The sequence below is a fragment of the Paenarthrobacter sp. 4246 genome, assembly GCF_040546855.1.
Taxonomy (GTDB): domain Bacteria; phylum Actinomycetota; class Actinomycetes; order Actinomycetales; family Micrococcaceae; genus Arthrobacter.
In genome coordinates, this window is record NZ_JBEPOP010000005.1 from 283,524 (window position 1) to 302,899 (window position 19,376).

Annotated in this window: 16 protein-coding genes; 7 read left to right on the forward strand and 9 right to left on the reverse strand. The window is 62.8% G+C overall.

Annotated features, from left to right (window positions below; genetic code table 11):
• Nucleotides 1-82 precede the first annotated feature (82 nt).
• From ABIE35_RS11675 to mtrA, 3 genes are read right to left on the reverse strand one after another with little or no spacing between them, the layout of a single operon-like run.
• A complete protein-coding gene (locus tag ABIE35_RS11675; protein WP_354515044.1) occupies nt 83-1,795 on the reverse strand; it encodes an LpqB family beta-propeller domain-containing protein in 1,713 nt (570 codons plus the stop codon).
• Between the two features lie 2 nt (nt 1,796-1,797).
• Complete coding sequence (gene mtrB / locus ABIE35_RS11680) at nt 1,798-3,831, reverse strand: MtrAB system histidine kinase MtrB (protein ID WP_354515046.1); 2,034 nt, start codon at nt 3,829-3,831, stop codon at nt 1,798-1,800.
• Nucleotides 3,803-4,477 carry an MtrAB system response regulator MtrA gene (gene mtrA / locus ABIE35_RS11685; RefSeq protein WP_014922244.1) on the reverse strand — a complete coding sequence of 225 codons (675 nt, stop codon included), beginning with the start codon at nt 4,475-4,477 and terminating at the stop codon, nt 3,803-3,805. Before mtrA ends, mtrB begins: the two co-directional genes overlap by 29 nt.
• A 224-nt stretch (nt 4,478-4,701) precedes the next feature.
• On the opposite strand from mtrA, the gene ABIE35_RS11690 reads away from it, so the two are divergent.
• Genes ABIE35_RS11690 through ABIE35_RS11715 form a run of 6 tightly spaced genes read left to right on the forward strand, consistent with a single transcriptional unit; the run spans nt 4,702 to nt 11,117 of the window.
• Nucleotides 4,702-6,024 carry a DUF7847 domain-containing protein gene (locus tag ABIE35_RS11690; RefSeq protein ID WP_354515048.1) on the forward strand — a complete coding sequence of 441 codons (1,323 nt, stop codon included), beginning with the start codon at nt 4,702-4,704 and terminating at the stop codon, nt 6,022-6,024.
• On the forward strand, nt 6,021-6,713 hold the full coding sequence (locus ABIE35_RS11695; RefSeq protein ID WP_354515050.1) for a DUF4129 domain-containing protein: 693 nt from the start codon (nt 6,021-6,023) through the stop codon (nt 6,711-6,713). Before ABIE35_RS11690 ends, ABIE35_RS11695 begins: the two co-directional genes overlap by 4 nt.
• Nucleotides 6,710-7,912 carry a DUF4350 domain-containing protein gene (locus ABIE35_RS11700; protein ID WP_354515052.1) on the forward strand — a complete coding sequence of 401 codons (1,203 nt, stop codon included), beginning with the start codon at nt 6,710-6,712 and terminating at the stop codon, nt 7,910-7,912. Before ABIE35_RS11695 ends, ABIE35_RS11700 begins: the two co-directional genes overlap by 4 nt.
• Nucleotides 7,909-9,024 carry an AAA family ATPase gene (locus tag ABIE35_RS11705; RefSeq protein ID WP_354515054.1) on the forward strand — a complete coding sequence of 372 codons (1,116 nt, stop codon included), beginning with the start codon at nt 7,909-7,911 and terminating at the stop codon, nt 9,022-9,024. Before ABIE35_RS11700 ends, ABIE35_RS11705 begins: the two co-directional genes overlap by 4 nt.
• Nucleotides 9,025-9,074: 50 nt before the next feature.
• Nucleotides 9,075-10,367 carry a DUF58 domain-containing protein gene (locus ABIE35_RS11710; protein WP_354515056.1) on the forward strand — a complete coding sequence of 431 codons (1,293 nt, stop codon included), beginning with the start codon at nt 9,075-9,077 and terminating at the stop codon, nt 10,365-10,367.
• A gap of 24 nt (nt 10,368-10,391) precedes the next feature.
• Nucleotides 10,392-11,117, forward strand: coding sequence for a DUF4166 domain-containing protein (locus tag ABIE35_RS11715; RefSeq protein WP_354515058.1), 726 nt, complete (start codon nt 10,392-10,394; stop codon nt 11,115-11,117).
• 52 nt (nt 11,118-11,169) lie between these two features.
• On the opposite strand, the gene ABIE35_RS11720 is transcribed toward ABIE35_RS11715, so the two are convergent.
• The 6 genes from ABIE35_RS11720 to ABIE35_RS11745 all read right to left on the reverse strand — a co-directional run bounded on the left by ABIE35_RS11720 (nt 11,170) and on the right by ABIE35_RS11745 (nt 18,300).
• Nucleotides 11,170-12,204, reverse strand: coding sequence for a uroporphyrinogen decarboxylase/cobalamine-independent methonine synthase family protein (locus ABIE35_RS11720; RefSeq protein WP_354515060.1), 1,035 nt, complete (start codon nt 12,202-12,204; stop codon nt 11,170-11,172).
• Between the two features lie 3 nt (nt 12,205-12,207).
• Nucleotides 12,208-12,597 carry a chorismate mutase gene (locus ABIE35_RS11725; protein ID WP_207594040.1) on the reverse strand — a complete coding sequence of 130 codons (390 nt, stop codon included), beginning with the start codon at nt 12,595-12,597 and terminating at the stop codon, nt 12,208-12,210.
• Nucleotides 12,598-12,723: 126 nt separating this feature from the next.
• On the reverse strand, nt 12,724-14,430 hold the full coding sequence (locus ABIE35_RS11730) for an ABC transporter ATP-binding protein (RefSeq protein WP_354515062.1): 1,707 nt from the start codon (nt 14,428-14,430) through the stop codon (nt 12,724-12,726).
• The gene (locus ABIE35_RS11735; protein WP_354515064.1) at nt 14,427-15,449 is read right to left on the reverse strand and encodes an ABC transporter permease; all 1,023 of its coding nucleotides are present in this window, start codon (nt 15,447-15,449) and stop codon (nt 14,427-14,429) included. Before ABIE35_RS11735 ends, ABIE35_RS11730 begins: the two co-directional genes overlap by 4 nt.
• A gap of 2 nt (nt 15,450-15,451) precedes the next feature.
• Complete coding sequence (locus tag ABIE35_RS11740) at nt 15,452-16,543, reverse strand: ABC transporter permease (RefSeq protein WP_354515066.1); 1,092 nt, start codon at nt 16,541-16,543, stop codon at nt 15,452-15,454.
• Between the two features lie 128 nt (nt 16,544-16,671).
• The gene (locus ABIE35_RS11745) at nt 16,672-18,300 is read right to left on the reverse strand and encodes an ABC transporter substrate-binding protein (RefSeq protein ID WP_354515067.1); all 1,629 of its coding nucleotides are present in this window, start codon (nt 18,298-18,300) and stop codon (nt 16,672-16,674) included.
• A gap of 246 nt (nt 18,301-18,546) precedes the next feature.
• On the opposite strand from ABIE35_RS11745, the gene ABIE35_RS11750 reads away from it, so the two are divergent.
• Nucleotides 18,547-19,374 carry a caspase family protein gene (locus ABIE35_RS11750; RefSeq protein ID WP_354515069.1) on the forward strand — a complete coding sequence of 276 codons (828 nt, stop codon included), beginning with the start codon at nt 18,547-18,549 and terminating at the stop codon, nt 19,372-19,374.
• Nucleotides 19,375-19,376 lie beyond the last annotated feature (2 nt).

A 19,376-nucleotide genomic window follows, 5' to 3' on the forward strand; every position in this document is an offset into this window, starting at 1 on the left:
TTGCAAGCCTGCGCGGACGCAGGCCGGGCCGGAAGCCACGTTGCACCCTATGTGGACATCCGGCGTGACATTTGACGGCAGCCTAGCCGGGGAAGGCGGGCTCCGTGGGTCCTTTGAGTTGGAGCTCCCACCCGTTGCCGACCCGTTGGAACACTCCGGCCTCGGACTGTCCATAAATCTGCTCGGAGCCGTTGCCGGCGCTGAGACTGGTCAAGCCGTCCCAAGGGGCCAATTGCTGCGGCTCTCCCGATTCGAGGGAAAGCAGCTCGGGAACCACGGTTCCCGTCGCCGATCCGGACATCACGGCCACTGTTGAACTGTTAACCCAGACTCCCTGATCAGCAGAGCCGGAGCTGACCAACGTGATGGGCGATGTGAGGTCTTTGGGAACGCCGTCGGCATTCCGGACTATTCCGGTGATCTGCACCGTTGACTTCCCGTTTGCTTCAGAAATGACCAGCGCCCTGGTCCCTTCCCTGGAAACCCTGAAGTCCTTGACGGTCCGCCCGGACAGCCAGGCAGGGGTGATGGTGACATTGGGAATGGCCATGCCAGGTGCAATGCCCGTGGGTTTGAAGGCCACTACTTCGGCGGCCCCGTTGGCACCCGGCCCTGCGGTCCATACCCAGTCGTGTGGGCTGAATGATGGCCCCGTGAGCGTGCTCCTGGTAGTCAGTTGGCGGGCGGGCTGCCCGGGTTCGATTGCATACAGGGTTGTCTTGTCACCATTGAGGAACGCGGCCGTTTGGGACACGGGGGACTCAGCCGGCGAGTGGGGCCCCAATCCGGACACGGGTTGTATGTCCGGAAGCGGAGTCATCCTGTTGTTCTCATAACGCACCAAGTCGCCGTTGCTCACAGCAATCTGGCGGGCCGGAACGCTCTTGTCCACCACGGGAGGCAGCACGGTCCCGTTATCCTCAACCCGTACGAGGTCCTGATCCGCCCGCAGTTGGACGTTGATGACATCGGGCTGGTCCCGGAAGGTCAATGCCAACTGGTTCTGCATCCTCTGGCGGTCCTCCGCCGAGGCATCGAACAGTTCCTTGGCAGACAGGTCCACCTGCGCAGATCCGGACACGACCGGAACGGATTCCCGTGCGAGTTTCATGCCGGAAGGAAAGGCGCTGACAACTGCCCCCCGAAGGTATGGGGCAGGGCCGGCCAGCACGGCAGAAGTCATGGACTTGACCGTGTTCTTCTTGATGAACCAACGGTAGTCGGGCACGGCATAGGTAAAGGTGGGGTCGTAGAAATAGATGGGGAAGGCCCCATAAATAACCTTGAACGTCTCTTCCGGTATGGCCGTCCCGTCCGGCACCTTGGAAATCCGCCATTGGCCTTCCACTTGCTCAAGAGTCAGCGGAATGGTCTCCTTGGTACCCGGCGGGAATTGCGTTGCCACGCCATCGGCATCCACCGAATAGGCGAGGTCCAACTCGTAGAGGTACTCGTTCTCTCCCGCGGCCTTGACTACCTGCGCCTCGCGAAAAACAATGGCTCGCTTGTCTGGTTTCCAGGTGACGGACTGCGCCTGCGTCAGGTACTGGCGTGCAACAGGGTAATCATCCTCGTAACCGCTGCCCGCCATGTAGAAGTCCTCGATCACCGTCTCCGGACTCGAACCAGCCCGCGGAGCCGCGGGAAAGAAGACCGGCGCATTGGGATTGCCTGCCCCCTCGTCCTTGCTCTTGCCTACAGGACCGGACCGTGGAATCTGCGCACAGGAAGCCAGCAACACCATCAGCACCGCCAGGACGGCCAAAACCGCCCGTGAACGCCGGAGACTTACCATGTTCAGTCCCTCTCCGCGAATGAGTCATCATCAGCCGCAGGCTTTCCGGCAACGGAGTGGGACGATTGCGGGGCACTTCCGGACTCTGTACCCAGGATGAGCATGTGGCGCTCGCTTGCGGTGCCGGGGAATTCGATATCAGCAGGTTCAAGCTGAAGCGGTGATTTCACAATGGTGCCGCCCTGGCGAAGGGGCAGTGTCAACCGGAAATTGGAACCTGCCCCCTTGCGGCCCCACGCCTGAAGCCAGCCGTTGTGCAGCTTGGTGTCCTCGGCGGCGATGGAGAGGCCCAAGCCGCTGCCCCCAGTGGTCCGGGCACGTGCAGGATCTGCACGCCAGAATCGGTCGAAAACCCTCGCAGCCTCTGTCTGGGTCATTCCGATGCCGTGGTCCCTTACGGAGACTGCCACAGCGTCATGGTTGGCCGCCACGGATATGTGAATCGGCTTGCCCTCTCCATGTTCCAGGGCGTTGAGCAGCAAATTACGGAGGATCCGGTCAATCCTCCGGGAGTCCATTTCCACCACGATGCTCTTTTGCCGGGCATTCAGCCGGACCTCTGAGCCGTACTCTGCGGCGACGGGGGCGGCGCCGTCCATGACGTGGGAGATGACTTGGAAAATGTCCTGGGGTTCTGCATCCAAAACAGCTGCCCCAGCGTCGAAGCGGGAGATCTCCAGCAGGTCGGAAAGCAACGACTGAAAGCGCTCAACCTGGTGGTAAAGCAACTCGGCCGATCGTTTGTTCATGGGGTCAAAGTCGTCACGGGCGTCGAAGAGGACCTCGGCAGCCATTCGAACCGTTGTGAGCGGCGTCCGCAGTTCATGCGAGACGTCGGAGACAAACCGCTGCTGCATCTGCGACAAAGTGGCAAGTTGGGTGATCTGCTCTTGCAGGCTTGCAGCCATGTGGTTGAACGAAGCGCCCAATCTCGCGACCTCATCCTCGCCTTTGACCACCATGCGCTCCTGAAGCTGTCCTGCCGCGAGCTTTTCGGAGACCACGGCGGCGTGGCTGACAGGACTGACAACATTGCGTGTGACGTACCAGGCGATGGCCCCTATCATGAGGACCAGCGCTGCCCCTCCTGCCCAGAGGACATTCTGGATTTCGTCCAACGTCTGCTGGGCGGTGTTGAGGTCATAGATGAGGTACAGCTCATAGGACGTGCCATTGAACGTCACCATGTTTCCGACCGCTATGCCGGGACGGTCCTCATTGCCGACAGGGAACTGGGTGGAGGCCCAGAACTGCTGCTTGCCACCTTCCTGGACAGCCTTCCGCAACTCCGGCGGTATGACCCGAACTGTCAGTTGATCAGATGCACGTGACTCGACCCAGCGGTTGCGGGGCTTGGTCTGTTCAGGTTTCGCTTCAAAGACGTAGCGGCGTTGGATGACCGATCCTCGACCCTCAACGGCGGTCAAGGTGTCGTAAACCAGGGTGATGACGCTGGACTGATCGGTGACTTGCGCGCCGTCGAACGTGTCTTGAACCTGCTTGACGTTGTACCGTGACTCGGATTCCGCTTGGGCCAGACGTTCCTGGAAAAGGTTGTTCGCGATCTGGTTGGACAGGTAGGCGCCCACGATTGCGAAGGATGTCACTGCCAGCAGCAAGGTGGTGAGGACTGTCCTGAACTCCAACGAGCGCCGCCAGCGCCGAAGCACTGAGCGCCAGAGGTAGCGAATTCCCGGCCTGATCTGCCGGATGCCGAGGGATACCAGTCGCGAAACCCGCAAAACCAGGATGAGTCCGCGTCGCGTCCAGATCCTCGCCCGGTTAATAATCCACGGCAGGGTCCGCGAGCTCCGTGCCGGTAGCACGGAGGACGGCGGTTGCCCTGGGGAAGGCGAGGCAGACCCCCCAAGGGACGGGTCGGAGGACGGGTCAGGCGTCGGTTCGGAGGTCGTTGACTCAGCCGGTGTCATCTGCTGGACACCGGCCCCGTCCTGCCCCTGGGTATCAGGGCCATCACCTGCCGCGCCGGTCTTGCCGGCCGGGGACTCAGGAACCTGCTTTATATCCGACACCACGCACCGTCAAAACGACCTCGGGCGCCTCCGGGTCGCGTTCAATTTTGGAGCGCAGACGCTGGACGTGGACATTGACCAGACGCGTGTCCGCGGCATGGCGGTAGCCCCAAACCTGCTCAAGGAGGAGTTCGCGGGTAAAGACCTGCCAAGGCTTCCGCGCCAGTGCCACCAGGAGATCGAACTCCAGGGGGGTCAGCGAAATCCGCTCGCCGCCGCGGGTGACCAGGTGGCCGGCGACGTCGATTGTCACGTCAGCAATACGAAGGGTTTCGGGGGCCTTCTGATCGCCCGGGCGGAGCCGCGCACGAACACGCGCCACAAGCTCGGCGGGCTTAAAGGGCTTTGGCACGTAATCGTCGGCACCGGATTCAAGCCCCCGGACGACGTCGGAGGTGTCGGACTTTGCCGTGAGCATGACAATGGGGACGTCGGACTCGCCGCGGATTTGACGGCACACCTCGATGCCGTCGGAGCCCGGCAGCATCAGGTCCAGCAGCACCAAGTCCGGCTTGGAAGAACGGAAGACCTCCAGGGCCTGGCCGCCATCTGCGCAGAACACCGGCTCGAAGCCATCATTGCGCAAGACGATGCCAATCATCTCTGCGAGCGCTTCGTCGTCGTCAACTACCAGAATGCGTGCCTTCATAGTTATATATTCCCTTATCACCAAGTCTTTGTCCCGTTGGGCACGGCGCACGGCATGGCGCCCCAAGGGCAACTTCCACCGTACTGCACAACAGCGGCGGCCCGTCTGTCATGGCTGCCCGGGCGTCAGGCTATGAGGGACGACGGCGGGACTATAGGCTGGGTGCCAAGGTCCGTATGGGGGACGTCGGATGCCGGCGCGCCGGGTCTTATGGGGAGGATATCGTGTCACAGCCAGAGCATGGTCACCATCCATCGCCGGGCAATCAGCCCGGGTGGGGAAACCAGCCGCAGTGGGGCAACCAGCCGCAGTGGGGCGCTCCCCCGGCATGGGCGGCTCCCCAGAGCGGTGGACAGTACGGCCAGGGCCAACCGGCACCCGGTTGGCCGCCGGTCCCTCCCTATGGACAACCCCTCTACGTCGCTCCTCCCAAGCCGGGCATAATTCCCCTGCGTCCACTGCAGTTCGGCGAGATCCTGGATGGCTCGTTCCAGACAATCCGTCGCAACGCCGCCTCCATGTTTGGATCAGCACTGATCGTACAAGCCCTCGGTGCGGTGTTCATCGGGATCGTCACACTGGGGATGTTCCAGCTGTCAATGTCCTTTGAATCCGTCAGCACCGAGGCGGAATTCACCGAAGCCATGGGTCCCTTCCTGGCCATCATGGCCGGCACTTTGGGTGTCTCGGTCCTGATCGGCTTTCTTGGTTCGGTCCTTCAAGGGGTCCTGGTGGTGCCGGTGGCGCGCTCGGTCCTCAACCGGCGTACGGGCTTCAAGCAAATGTGGAAGCTGGCCGCCCGGAGGATCTGGCCACTCCTGGGCGTTGCTGTCCTGCTGACCCTCGGCGGGTTGCTCGCCGCGGCTGCTGTTGTAGGGATTGCAGTGCTGCTCTTTTCCGCCATGGGCCCAGGTGCCTTGCTCATTGTCCTGCCCTTGGGGCTTGGATCGGTGGTGGCCTTTGTCTGGATCGGCCTTAAGTTGATGCTCGCGCCGGCGGCCATCGTCGTTGAGGGGAAAGGCGTCTACGACGGACTCCTCAGGTCCTGGCAACTGACCAGGAACAACTGGTGGCGGATCTTCGGGATGACCCTTGTGGTGGCCATCATGGTGGGAATTATCGCCCAGATCGTCCAGATCCCCGCGTCCTTGGCGGCTGGTGCCATCGGCCAGGTGGTGACTCCCCACCCTGACGCCGAGTCGATTGCCGCAACCCTGGTCGTCACCACGGTGATTTCGTCAGCGATCGGCGCGCTGGTGGGATCGGTGACCTTCGCCTTCCAGGCCTCAGTGTCCGCGTTGATCTACATGGATCTCCGTATGCGCCGGGATGGTTTGGATGTTGAACTGATGCGGCTGATGGAAACCGGCGCCGATCCGGATGGCGTGCCGGGTGGCCCCCCGGCCCACCCCGGAAACCCGGCCCACCCCGGAAACCCGTCGGCCCAGTTCCAAAACCCGCCGCCCCAGCCCCAAGCCCCCATGTGGCCACCGAACGACGGGCACTTCCCTTCCGCGCCTCCGTCCGGGCCACGGCCACCGGCATGACACTGAGCCTGTTGGATGTATCCGCTGCGTTGGCAGCCATGGAACCGCCCGTGACGCCGGACCGCGAAGAGGGGCGGCGCTGGGCGGCCGAAGAACTTTCCAAACCCCAATACCCGGACGCCCAACCTGCTTGGCTGGAGCAGCTGTGGCGCGATTTTCTCGACTGGTTGTCGTCCTTGGATGGTGCCGGGACGGGGCAGGGACCTGACCTTGCTGTTCCGCTGATGATCGCGGTGGCCATTGCTGTCATCAGCGCTGCAATTGTTGTGGTCCGGCCCAGGCTGAATCCACGCCGAAAAGCCGCTGCAGTCGACATCTACGGCGATGACGACTGTGTGGATTCGGAAGGCTACAGGAAGCGTGCGGCAACCGCGGCCGACGACGGCAACTGGCCGGCCGCCGTCGTCGACCAGTTCCGGGCGCTGGTCCGCTCCGCGGAGGAGCGTGACATCATCGACCCGCGCGCAGGGCGGACGGCTGATGAAGCCGCAGGTCAGCTTGGGCAGGTGTTCGGCGCCGCGCAGTCCCGGCTGGACGCAGCTGCCCGCCTTTTTGACGCTGTTCGCTATGGCGAACAGGGTGCAACAGCCACTGACTACGAGGACGTCCGCGGACTCGATGCAGACCTCCTGCAGATGAAGCCGGACTTTGCTGGAGAGGCCCACACAGGATTCGCGGTGCCCCGATGACCACATCCTTGGCGAAGGACACCACGGTCCAAGGCGATGCTGCTGCCCCGCAGCAGCCCACGGGCAAGGGTTTTCGCGTCTGGTTCCGGAAACACCTGGCCTGGATCCTCATTGGCGCGCTCCTGGCCGGCTTGGTGACGTACCTGGCTGTTTCGAGTGTCTCGGGCGCCAAAGATCCGCGGCCGCTGTCCTCGCGGAATCCGGCCCCGGATGGCGCCATGGCATTGGCCGAAATACTGGGGCGCCACGGCGTAGCAGTGACAGCCACCGATACCCTGGCGGGGACCATGGATGCCTTGGCCGACCGGGATGACGCCACGGTCCTCCTCTACGACCCCCGCGGCTTCCTTGACCGGACACAGCTGGAAGGGATCACGGATGCCGCGGACCACGTGGTGCTGGTCAATCCGCGCCTCAGGACACTCAACGCGCTGGAGCAGGACTTCCGGCCTGGCGGCGTGGTTCCTGAAGCAGCGAAGGTTCTTGAACCCCGTTGCGGCCAGGACGATGCCGCAGCGGCGGGCACGGTCTCTGCCCAGGGCTTCATCTATTCGGGCCCCGTAGTGTGCTACCCCGTCGCGGGCGTGGCCTCGGGTCTCTATGCGGCGTCCGGCGACGGCCGGGTGGTGATCCTTGGCAGTACGGACTTGGTTGACAACCAGCACCTCGCCGCAGAAGGCAACGCAGCCCTCGCGCTCCGCACTTTGGGCAAGGATCAGAACCTTGTCTGGTACCTGCCCGGAGTCGGAGACCTCGCCACGACTGATTCAACACCTACCCTGAACGAGTTGGCACCCCCGTGGCTGGCGTTCGCGGGACCGTGGCTTGGAATCGTGGCACTTTTAGCCATCGCCTGGCGGGGGCGACGTCTGGGCCCGCTGGTTTTCGAACCGCTCCCAGTCGTGGTGAAAGCTGCTGAGACCGCAGAAGGCAGGGCGCGCCTCTATCAGGACTCGCGGGCTGTGGGGCGTGCGGCCGAGAACCTCCGGGCGGGCACCTTGGCCCGCTTGGCGCGGCACTTCAATCTTGGGGTGGATGCCACCCCGGAAGCAATTGTGGACGCCTCAGCCAGACATGTGGAGCGGCCGGCTTCAGAAGTCAGGTCAGTTCTGCTCGACGTCCGCCCGGACAATGAAGGACAACTGGTGCAATGGGCACAACAGATCGAACGAATCGAACAGGAGGCGACCGCCCAATGAGCAGCCAGCCGAACAGCTACACAGACAGCAACAGCCAACACATCGGCGGTGTCCCGCCCCAGCAAGATGTCCCCCATCAAAATGTCCCCCACCAGGGCCTGCCGCAGCAGGCTGTGCCGCAAGGAGGCGATCCCGCAGGAAACGGGCACCGCTCTGCGTCGGAAGACCCCGCCCGGCAGTCGCTGCTGAACGTTCGCGCCGAAGTGGGCAAAGCAGTAGTGGGCCAGGATCCCACCGTCACCGGTATGCTCATTGCGCTGCTCTGCGGGGGCCACGTCCTCTTGGAGGGCGTCCCAGGTGTGGCCAAGACCTTGTTGGTGAGGGCGTTGTCCACGGCTTTGAGCCTGGATACCAAACGTGTCCAGTTCACCCCCGACCTCATGCCGGGTGACGTCACAGGATCGTTGGTCTACGATTCCCACTCGTCGGAGTTTACTTTCCGTGAAGGCCCCGTCTTCACCAACATCATGCTCGCGGATGAAATCAACCGCACCCCTCCGAAGACCCAGGCGTCCCTCTTGGAAGCCATGGAAGAGCGCCAGGTTTCCGTGGATGGCGTCTCCCGTCCGCTGCCGAGCCCGTTCATCGTGGCGGCGACGCAAAACCCGGTGGAGTATGAAGGCACGTATCCCCTCCCCGAGGCCCAACTTGACCGGTTCCTCCTCAAACTGACCATGCCTTTGCCCGGAAGGGCCGAGGAAATCGAGGTCATCCGACGGCACGCGAGCGGCTTCGATCCGAGGAACCTCGCCGCCGCCGGTGTGCGTCCGGTGGCCGGCGCCGCTGAGCTTTCCGCCGCCCAGGCCGCAGTAGCCCACGTAGCGGTGGCCCCGGAAATCCTGGCGTACATAGTTGACGTTGTCCGCGCCACCCGGTCCGCGCCGTCCTTCCAACTCGGAGTCTCCCCCCGTGGTGCCACTGCGCTGCTCAATACGTCCAAGGCCTGGGCTTGGTTGTCCGGACGGACTTTTGTCACCCCGGACGACGTCAAGGCTTTGTCTTTGCCTTGCCTGCGGCACCGTGTTGGCCTTCGACCGGAGGCCCAGATGGACGGTATCCAGGTGGATGATGTCCTGGGCAGCATCCTGGCGTCCGTTCCGGTGCCGCGGTGAGTTCGGGCGCGCAGGTGACTTCGGGCGCGAGCCTGACCGAGGCGGATTGAATGGCCATTACGGGTCGATTCGTGGTGCTTGCCCTGGCCGGCCTCATTCCGCTGGTGCTGTTTCCCGTCTGGAGCACAGTCCTGTTCGTCACCGGGGGTTTGTTGCTGTTGCTGGTTCTTGACCTTCTCCTGGCTGCATCACCGGCACGTCTGGGTTTGGCCCGCCAGCACCCGGGAAACGTGACGCTGGAGGGCCAAGCCGAAACTGTGGTGACAGTTGACAACCCCACCCGGCGGACGCTGCGGGCGAAAGTCAGGGATGCGTGGCAGCCTTCTGCCGGCGCCATCGATAATGTTCAGTCTCTGGTTGTCCCTCCCGGCGAGCGGCGACGCATGAGGGTGGCCTTGGTTCCCCGGCGCCGCGGTGACCTGGAAAGCCCCCACTTCACCATCCAGTCCCAGGGGCCACTCGGCCTGGCAGCCAAGCAGCGCACGCGTGTGCTTCCCGGGCATCTGAGGGTCCTGCCCCCTTTCCACTCCAAACGCCATCTGCCGTCCAAGCTCCGAAAGCTCCGGGAGCTTGACGGCAGGGCCGCCGTGCAGATCCGCGGAGCCGGAACTGAATTCGATTCCCTTCGTGACTACGTACGGGGTGATGACGTCCGCTCCATCGACTGGCGGGCTACGGCGCGCCGCACCTCCGTGGTGGTGCGCACGTGGCGCCCCGAACGCGACAGACGCGTGGTCATTGTCCTTGACACATCCCGCACCGCTGCCGCCCGAATCGAGGACGAACCCCGCCTCGATACCGGCATTGAAGCGGCGTTGCTGCTCTCCGTGCTGGCCGAACGCGGAGGGGACCGGGTTGACTTCCTCGCGTACGACCGCAGGTTGCGTGCCCGGGTCGAGTCGGCGTCCAAAAGCAACATGCTGGGTCAGCTGGTCCAGGCCATGGCCCCTTTGGAGGCAGAACTGATTGAGCTGGACTGGCAGCAGATTCCGGGACAGGTGAGGGCGGTCTCGGCGCACCGATCGCTGGTGGTGCTGTTGACAGCGCTCGACGGCGGTGCCCCCGAGGAGGGCCTCCTCCCCACGGTGGCGCAATTGTCCCGCCAACATGTGGTGGTGGTTGCATCGGTCCGGGATCCCCTGCTCGCGGCCATGAAGGAGGAAAGGACTACGGCAAGCCAGGTATTCCGGGCCGCAGCGGCCGAACGCGCCTTGTTGGAACGCGCTGCGGTCACGGCCCAGCTGAGGCAGCTGGGCGCCGAAGTGGTGGATGCCGAACCACTTGACGTTCCACCCCTGCTTGCTGACACCTATATCCGGCTCAAAGCCGCCGGAAGACTCTAGTTTCCACGTCCAGAAAGGACTGCCATGAATGCGCCCATTTACCAGCTGGCACTCGGCGATGACTTCAACAAGCTGACTCCGGAGCTTCAGGAGTACTTTTCGCTGGCAGCGGGTTCCGGCACCTACGGGATAGGCGAAGGCGTCTTTGACGTAGTGGGCTGCCGGCAGAAATGGCTGCGGCCGCTGCTCGCCCTCACGGGCAGTGAGGAAGCGTTCTTTCCTGAATACGGCGAAGGCGTCCGGTTCCGGATCGAGAACCACGCACATGTGGATCCCTTTGGACGGCCCGCCCTTACAGCACGCCGGGAGATCTACTTCCCCTCCAGGACGAGGCTGTTCCACGATACGACGAGTGCCATAGTGCCCGGTCCCGGACAGGGCAACAGCAAGCAGCGGGCCCGCCTGGTAGACCACGTGGGACGGTATCGGCGGCTGGTGACGGACCTGGATGTCAGCGTCACCTCCGAGGGCAGGCTTCGAGGTGTTTCCAACGCAAGCCGTCTGCTTCTGGGACCTTTGCGCATTCCGTTGCCAGCTGCCCTGGACGCACGCGCCTACGCAGAGCAATGGTGGGACAGCGCCGAGGGCAAACACCGCATCCAGGTCAAGGTTATCCAGCCGCAAATTGGCTTGGTACTGGTCTATGCCGGACGCTTCGATTACCGATTGGCCCCCTATCTGCCGGGAGCCGCCCCCGGTACGACGCTCCCGCGGTACGCGGAACCGGAGCACTGGGAACAGCGAATCTGACGTGCCGCCCAACGCCGGGCGGCACGTCAGACCCCCTGCCAAGTGATGCCCGTCAGCCTTGCGCCAGTTGGTCCAGTCCGTCGGCCACCTGGGTGAGTTTCGTCAATACGTCCATGGCCGCTGCAGGCGTGTAGCCAGCGAGTCCTGTGGACGGAGTGACACGCAGACCAGCCAGGCCCGCTGCGGGCAGGCCAAGCTGGCGCCACGGCTTCCAGATACTCTCCACGATCTCCGAAGTCCGCGGCAGCCTTATCTGCGGATCGTGGGTGGGCAGCGCGCCTGCCCAAACACGCTTGCCGCATTCCACGGCGGCGGCCAATTGTTCCCACTGACGCATGGTCAGCGCCCTCAGGGGGACGGCCAGGCCGTCTGCTCCAGCGGCCAGAATCCGTTCGATCGGCGCTTCGATTTCCGGCACGGACACCACGGTCTCGACGACGCCAACCGCCTTAAGTGCGTCGATCACCACCCGCCAGGCCCCTGTGACCTCTTCACCCGAAACCGACCGCAGCGTCCTGTAACCGCTTGCAGTCGGGATGGTCCCGGCCATGACCGAGGCGATGTCCGGCTCGTCCACCTGGACCACAATGTCAGCGCCCGGCACTGCTCCGGAGACCCGGCGGATGTGCTCTCCAATGCCGGCGGCCAGGGACTCAGCAATGTCGCGGCGGGCGCCGTAGTCAAGAAGCGCTCGTTCTCCATTGTGCAGGTAGAGATTTGCAGCAAGGCTCAGGGGACCCAGTACCCGAATCTTGAATTCAGCCGCAGAAACGTCTTCGGCCCCGGCTACGTCGGCCAGGATATTGATGTCCGTGGACAGTGCAGATCGGGCACGCTGGGCGTCCTTCCCGGGCCGGTCCACAAGCCGCCACCCATGCGGCTGGACGTCGAGGGCCAGGTCCAGCAGCAGGGAGCCTGAACGGCCCACGGCGTCCGAGCCTACTCCGCGGTCCGGAAGTTCGGGCAGGAACGGAAGGTGGGGGTCACCGAGCTCGCCGCGGATGATCCGGGTTGCCTCGGCGGGATCGGTGCCCGGCCACGGCCCCAGAGCGGTTGCACTGGCGCGCAGGTCATTCACTGATGCCATGGATCAAGCCTGCCGGCTTGAAATCTGGTGATCCTCGGCGATTGCCTCGTGGTGGCGGATCACTTCGCTGATGATGAAGTTCAGGAATTTCTCTGCGAATGCCGGGTCCAGGTGCGCATCTTCGGCCAGACGGCGGAGGCGGGCAATCTGTGCTGATTCCCGGCCCGGGTCTCCGGCTGGAAGCTTGTGCGTGGCTTTGAGAATACCTACCTTTTGGGTGGCTTTGAAACGCTCAGCGAGCAGGAAGACAAGGGTGGCGTCGATGTTGTCGATGCTGGACCGGATGGACAGCAACTCATCCATGACGGCGCGGTCCACTTGGCCGGCCAGGGAACTCGCTGCCGGATTGAAGGAATCGGCGTCATCGGGAAGGGCATTGTTCTGCTCGGTCATGCACCCCAGTCTATGGTGCTGGCCGATAGTGCCGCGGGTGTTACCTTCCCGCCCGGACACCAGGAAAGGCACGCCCCGGGCTACGGGGAACGTGCCTTTCCTTCCTTCCGGAATTCGGTTGCTTGCCTAGCCGCCCAGCAGCGCGCGGTGGGCCTCCCGCCGTCGTGCTTGTTCGTCAGGGTCCGGCACCGGGAGGGACGCGATGAGCCTCTTGGTGTAATCGTGCTGGGGTGATCCCATCACGTGGTTGCCGATCCCCTGCTCCACCAGTTGCCCCTTGTAGAGCACGCCCACCCAGTGGGACAACATGTCCACCACGGCGAGATCGTGGCTGATGAAGAGGGCTGCAAAGCCGAACTGTTCCTGGATGTCCTTGAACAGGTCCAGGACTTTCGCCTGCACCGAAACGTCCAGGGCGGACGTCGGTTCGTCGGCGATCAGGAGGCGCGGGTTCAGCGCCAGCGATCTCGCCAGGGAAGCGCGCTGCCGCTGACCGCCGGACAGCTCGTGCGGATAGCGTTGCGCGTACGACGCCGGCAGCTGGACTGACTCGAGCAGCTCGCCTACCTTTTTCCTCGCCTCAGGCGCACTCGGCTTGGTGTGGATCATCAGGGGCTCGGCGACGCACTCACCGATGGTGAGATGTGGGTTGAACGAGGCTGCCGGGTCTTGGAAGACGAAACCGATCTCCTTTCGGAGAGGGCGGAAGGAGCGTTCCTTGAAGTCCAGCATCTCGTAGCCAAGCACCTTCAAGCTGCCACCCGTCACGCGGTTCAGGCCCGCAATGGCCCGGCCGATGGTGGACTTGCCGGAACCGGACTCGCCTACCAGTCCGAAGACCTCGTTCTCCGAGACCGTAAAGCTGACGTTGTCCACGGCTTTGAAGCCATGGCGCCCGAACCGGCCGGGATATTCAATGGTGAGGTTCTTCGCTTCCACCAGGACCCGGCCGTCCTGATGAAGCCGGGCCCGGGCACCTTCGGAGGCTGAATGGCGTCCCAGATGCGGAACGGCGGCCAGCAGCTTCCTGGTGTAGTCCTCCCGTGGCTCCGCGAAGAGGACCCGGGAAGGAGCCTCTTCCACTACGTCTCCCTGGTACATGACCACGACCCGGTCCGCCAGGTCGGCCACCACGCCCATGTTGTGGGTGATGAGGACGATCGATGTGCCGTAGTTGTCCCGCAGGTCCCGGAGGAGTTGCAGGATTTCCGCCTGGACGGTGACGTCCAGGGCAGTGGTCGGCTCGTCGGCCACTATCAGTCCCGGGTTCAGGGCAAGCGCCGCGGCGATGACCACGCGTTGTTTCTGACCGCCGGAGAACTGATGCGGGTAATAGTTGACCCGTGTTTCAGGGTCCGGGATGCCCACCTTGCGTAATGCCTCGGTGGCCCGCTGCTTGGCCTCCTTGGCCGAAACGCGTTTGCCGTCCGTTGCGTGCGCCCGGATGCCTTCGGCGATCTGCCATCCGACAGTAAAGACCGGATTCAGCGCGGTAGAGGGCTCCTGGAACACCATGGCAACATCGCGGCCACGGATCTTGCGAAGCGTGGATTTGCTGACGCTGATCACATTGTTGCCATTGATCAGCACAGCCCCGGAACTGATGGCCGTTTCAGGAAGCAGGCCCAGGATGGTCTTGGCGGTCACGGTCTTTCCGGATCCCGACTCCCCCACGATCGCAACTACCTCGCCGGCTTTCACGTCAAGGCTGACATCCTTGACGGCGTGGACGTCCCCGCCGTCGGTGGCGAAGGTGACTTGGAGCCGGTCGATGGTGAGGACGGGCCGGCTGCTGCCGGCCTGGTCCGAAACATGTCCAAGGTTGGTGGTCATGGCTTACCTGCTTCTGCCGGCGTAGACGCCGCTGTTGGTGCTGCGGGAGTTGCCGGTGTTGGTGCTGCCGGCGTCCCGCCCGCCCGCTTGCGTCCACGGATCCGGGGGTCGTTGAGGTCGTTGATGCTTTCGCCAACCAACGTCAGGCCCAAGACGGTGAGCACAATGGCGATGCCGGGGAAAACACCGGTCCACCAGATCCCGGACGAGGTATCAGCCAACGCCTTGTTCAGGTCAAACCCCCATTCAGCCGCGGAGGTTGGTTCAATACCAAAGCCCAGGAAGCCCAGCCCCGCGAGGGTGAGGATCGCCTCGGACGCGTTGAGGGTGAACATGAGCGGCAGGGTCCGCGTGGCGTTCTTGAAGATGTGGCGCCCGATAATGCGCGTGCTGGAAGCCCCCAGCACCTTGGCAGACTCGACAAACGGTTCGGCTTTGAGCCGGATGGTCTCGGCCCGGATCACCCTGAAGTACTGCGGCACGAAGACCACCGTGATGGAGAACGCGCAGGAGAAGATGCCACCCCAGAAGCTGGACTGACCGCGGCTGATGACGATCGAGATGACAATGGCCAGGAGCAAGGTGGGGAAAGCATAGATGGCATCCGCCACCACCACCAGGATCCGGTCCAGCCAGCCGCCGAAGTAGCCGCTGAGCAAGCCCAGGGCAACGCCCAGGAAAATCGACATGGCGACTGAAACAACAATGACCGTGACGGCGGTCTGGGATCCCCAGACGACACGGGACAGGACGTCATAGCCGCTGACGGTGGTTCCGAGCAGGTGCTTGGCACCTGGAGCTTCCTGGGTGGGGAAGGAACCGGAAGCGTCACTGAGTTGTGAGTAGCCGTAGGGTGCAAGCAGTGGCGCGAAGATACTGGTGAGGATCAGTAGTCCGGTCAGGACGAGGCCCACTATCAACATGCCGCGTTGGAGGCCAACACTCTTCTTGAAATGGGAAACGACGGGCAGCCGGGAGAAGAACGGCTGCTTGGGTGCAGTCAGTGCAGGAGTGCTCATGGTCAGTACCTCACTCGGGGGTCGATGAGCGCGGCGATGATGTCCACGATGAAGTTGGTGACGGCCACGATGATGGCCAACAGCACGACTATTCCTTGGACGGCCACAAAGTCGCGGGCATTCAGGTACTGCACCAACTGGTACCCCAGTCCCTTCCATTCAAAGGTGGTTTCCGTCAGGATGGCGCCGCCCAGCATCAGGGCAATCTGCAGGCCCATCACGGTGATGATGGGGATCAACGCCGGCTTGTAAGCGTGCTTGGTCACCAGCCGGAACTCACTGACCCCCCTGGAACGCCCGGCCTCGACGTAGTCCTTACCCAGGGTGCCAATCACGTTGGTGCGTACCAGGCGCAGGAAGACGCCTGCGGTGAGCAGGCCGAGGGCAAGGGCAGGCAGGACCGCATGGGACGCGATGTCTCCGAGGGCCGTGAGGTTGCCGCTGCGAAGCGCGTCCAGCCAGTAGATACCTGATGGTGCGGCCAAACCGCTCATGGTCAATTCCGTGCGCGTGGAGGCACGGCCTGCCACCGGGAACCATCCGAGCCAGACTGAGAACGTCAGCTTCAGGAGCAGGCCGGCGAAAAAGACGGGCGTGGCATAGCAAAGGATCGCAAAGAACCTCAACAGCGCATCCGGAGTCTTATCCCGGTGTTGGGCCGCGATAAGACCGAAGGGGATACCCACCAGGAGCGCGACGACCAACGCGTTAATGGAAAGTTCAAGGGTGGCTGCCCCGAAGGTGGTCAATACTTCCACCACTGGACGCCGGTCCGTAATCGTGGTGCCGAAATTTCCCGTGAGGAGCTGACCGATGTATTCGAAGTACTGGATCAGAATGGGGCGGTCGTAGCCGGCATCGTGGATGCGCTGGGCAAGGACATCCGGAGGAAGCCGGCCACCTTGTGATGCCGTGATGGGGTCTCCAATGACCCTCATCAGGAAGAACACCAGTGTCACCAGGATGAAGACAGTGGGGATGATCAGGAAGAACCGGATCACGATGTACCTGCCCAGCCCTCCCCCGGCTTTGGACTTGCTCTTCGGAGCAACGATCCCGGGCTCGGCCTCGGGTACCTCAATAAGTGTTGTCATTATTACCTGTTTTCCTGCCCGCGGATTGCGCGGGATTGGCTCATGCGTACCGGCCAAGGAGGGTGGTCAGCAAAGGAGGCGGGACACCGGATCAGTGTCCCGCCTGCCTTCTGGTCACAGTGTTGCGGTTACTTGGAAATGACTCCCAGACGGAACTTGAAGGACGGATCCAGTGTCTTGTCGACGCCGTTCACGCCACTTCCGACCACAGCCACCTGCGCACCCTGGAGCAGGGGCAGCGTGGAAATGTCCTTGGCGAGCGCATTCTGGACATCCTTGATGGCCGCTTCGCGACTGGTCTTGTCCGCGTCAGTGAGCTGCTTGCTGATCAGTTCGTTCACCGTGGCGTTGTTGTAGTGGTTCTTCAGGAAGCCACCCTCCGGGAAGAACGGAGTCAGGTAGTTATCGGCATCGCTGAAGTCCGGGAACCAGCCGAACTGGAACAACGGGTATTCATCGGCACGGCTGGCCTTGCTGTAGGTGACCCACTCGGTGGACTGCAGGTTCACTGTGAAGAGGCCGGACTTCTCCAACTGCTCCTTGACCATGGCGTACTCGTCACCCGAGGATCCGCCGTAGTGGTCCGGGTTGTACTGGAGGTTCAGGGCCACGGGTTCGGTGATCCCGGCGTCGGCCAGAACTTTCTTGGCCTTGTCCAGGCTCGGCTTGCCGGCATCCCCATAGGCGTCCTTGAATGACTCGTTGGCACCGAGGAATCCACTCGGAACGTTGGAGTACAACGGCAGGTAGGTGCCCTTGTAAACCTGGTCGGCTATTGCCTGGCGGTCAACAAGGTTGGCTACGGCCTGGCGTACGGCCAGCGCCTTGGCCGGGTCCGCCCCTTCAGCCTTGGTTCCGTAAGGCATGGTGTCGAAGTTGAACGTGATGTAGCGGATTTCGCCACCCGGGCCGGTGAGTACCTTGACCTTGGAGTCCTTGCGGAGATCGTCGATGTCCGTCGCGCTCAGGCTGCGGAAGGCAACGTCAATGGCTCCCTGCTGGATTTCCAGCTTCAGGTTGGTGGGACTGGCGTAGTACTTGATGGTGGCTGCATCGTTTGCCGGCTTGCCCAGAACGCCTTGGTAGTCCGCGAACGCCTTGAAGCTGACAAGCTCATTCTTCTTGTAGCTGTCAATGGTGTACTGGCCGTGGAAGGCGTTGGCCTTGATGATCTCGTCGTCGGAAAGCACTTTGTCCGCCGGGAAGACTTCGTCGTCGACGATCGGCGCAGCAGGGCTGCTGAGGATCTGGCTGAACGTTTGGTCGTTGGCATTCTTAAGCTTGAACACCACGGTGGTGGCGTCGGGCGCAGTGACGCTCTCGATATTGGTCAGCAATGACGCCGGACCAGCAGGGTCATTGATGGCCACCTGGCGGTCAAACGAGAACTTGACGTCCTTGGAATCCAAGGTGTGTCCATTGGCCCACTTCAATCCGGACTTGAGCTTGACCGTGTACTCGGACGGCGTCGTGAACGACGACGATTCCGCGAGGTCGGGCACGGGGTCCGCGCCACCGGGCTTGGAGTTCAAGAGGAAGGAATAGATCTGGTTCATCACCATGAACGAACCGTTGTCATACGATCCAGCGGGGTCCAGTGATGTGACCTTGTCTGTGGTGCCGTAGGCGATGGGGCCTGCAGCGGCCGGTGCGGACGATGAGCCCCCGCCGGAGGGACCCGTGCATGCCGTCAGGGCGAGCGCGGAAATGCCCGCCAGCGCGATAGCGCCGTGCAGGGCCTTCTTGTTCAGTGCCATCTGGTGAACCTTCTGTTCGATGGATTCGGCGCGCCGCCGTGGGATATTTGTGACGGCGCACACTCTTAGTGCCTCGATTCAATCAGACTTCGCACGGCGCGAAGCGTCATTTTAGTGATTTGAGACACAAAATTTACTTTCCAGTAGCTTTCTTCGAACGCTCGCGGCCATTGCTCCGGGTGATGCGCCGGAATATCGTTGGTTCCGAGTCCCCACTCACTGAAAGACCGCCCAAAGGACAAGCACATGAGCAAGGCAGCACTTTGTGTAGGGATCAATAAGTTCAAATTTCTGCCCCAAGCCAGCTGGCTCAACGGCTGCGTCAACGATGCCGAAGACCTTGCAGCGATGCTTGAAAAACACTATGGCTTCGAAGGTTCAAACATCACTGTGCTGCGGGACGCCAAAGCGGTGAAGAAAACAGTCATGGCTGCTCTTAACGCCTTGGTGGACGCTGCCGTGGCCGGCACCACCGACCACATCGTGTTCACCTTTTCGAGCCATGGAACCCAAGTGCCGGACACCAGCGGCGACGAAAGCGATCGCTTGGACGAGGCGTTTGCCTGCTACGACATCAACAACTCCGGTGATCGCTGGGATGCCACTACGGTGATCACCGACGACGAACTGGCAGCCTTGTTTGCCCGGCTGCCGAAGGGAGTCCTGATGGATGTTGTGCTGGACACCTGCCACAGCGGAACGGGCCTGAAGTCATTGGACCTCCTGCCCGGACGCCGTCCCCGTTTCCTGCCGGCGCCCACGCCCCGGGCGGTCATCGCCAATGAATCCAAGGACACCCGCAGCTTGCGGGACATGGTCAAGACAGCCAAGCTCTCCGCACCCGTTCTGATGGCAGCCTGCCGCTCAGACCAGACTGCTGCCGATGCCTTCATAGAGGGCCGGTACAACGGCGCCTTTACCTACAACTTTGTCAAGGCCCTCGTGGGTGACGGTACGGTGGCGCGGGCCGACATCCTGAAGCAGGTCAGCAAAGGCCTCAAGTCCGGCGGCTTCGATCAGATTGCCCAACTGGAAGGCTCGACGACGGCACGCAAGGCTGCGTGGGGCGCCTGAAG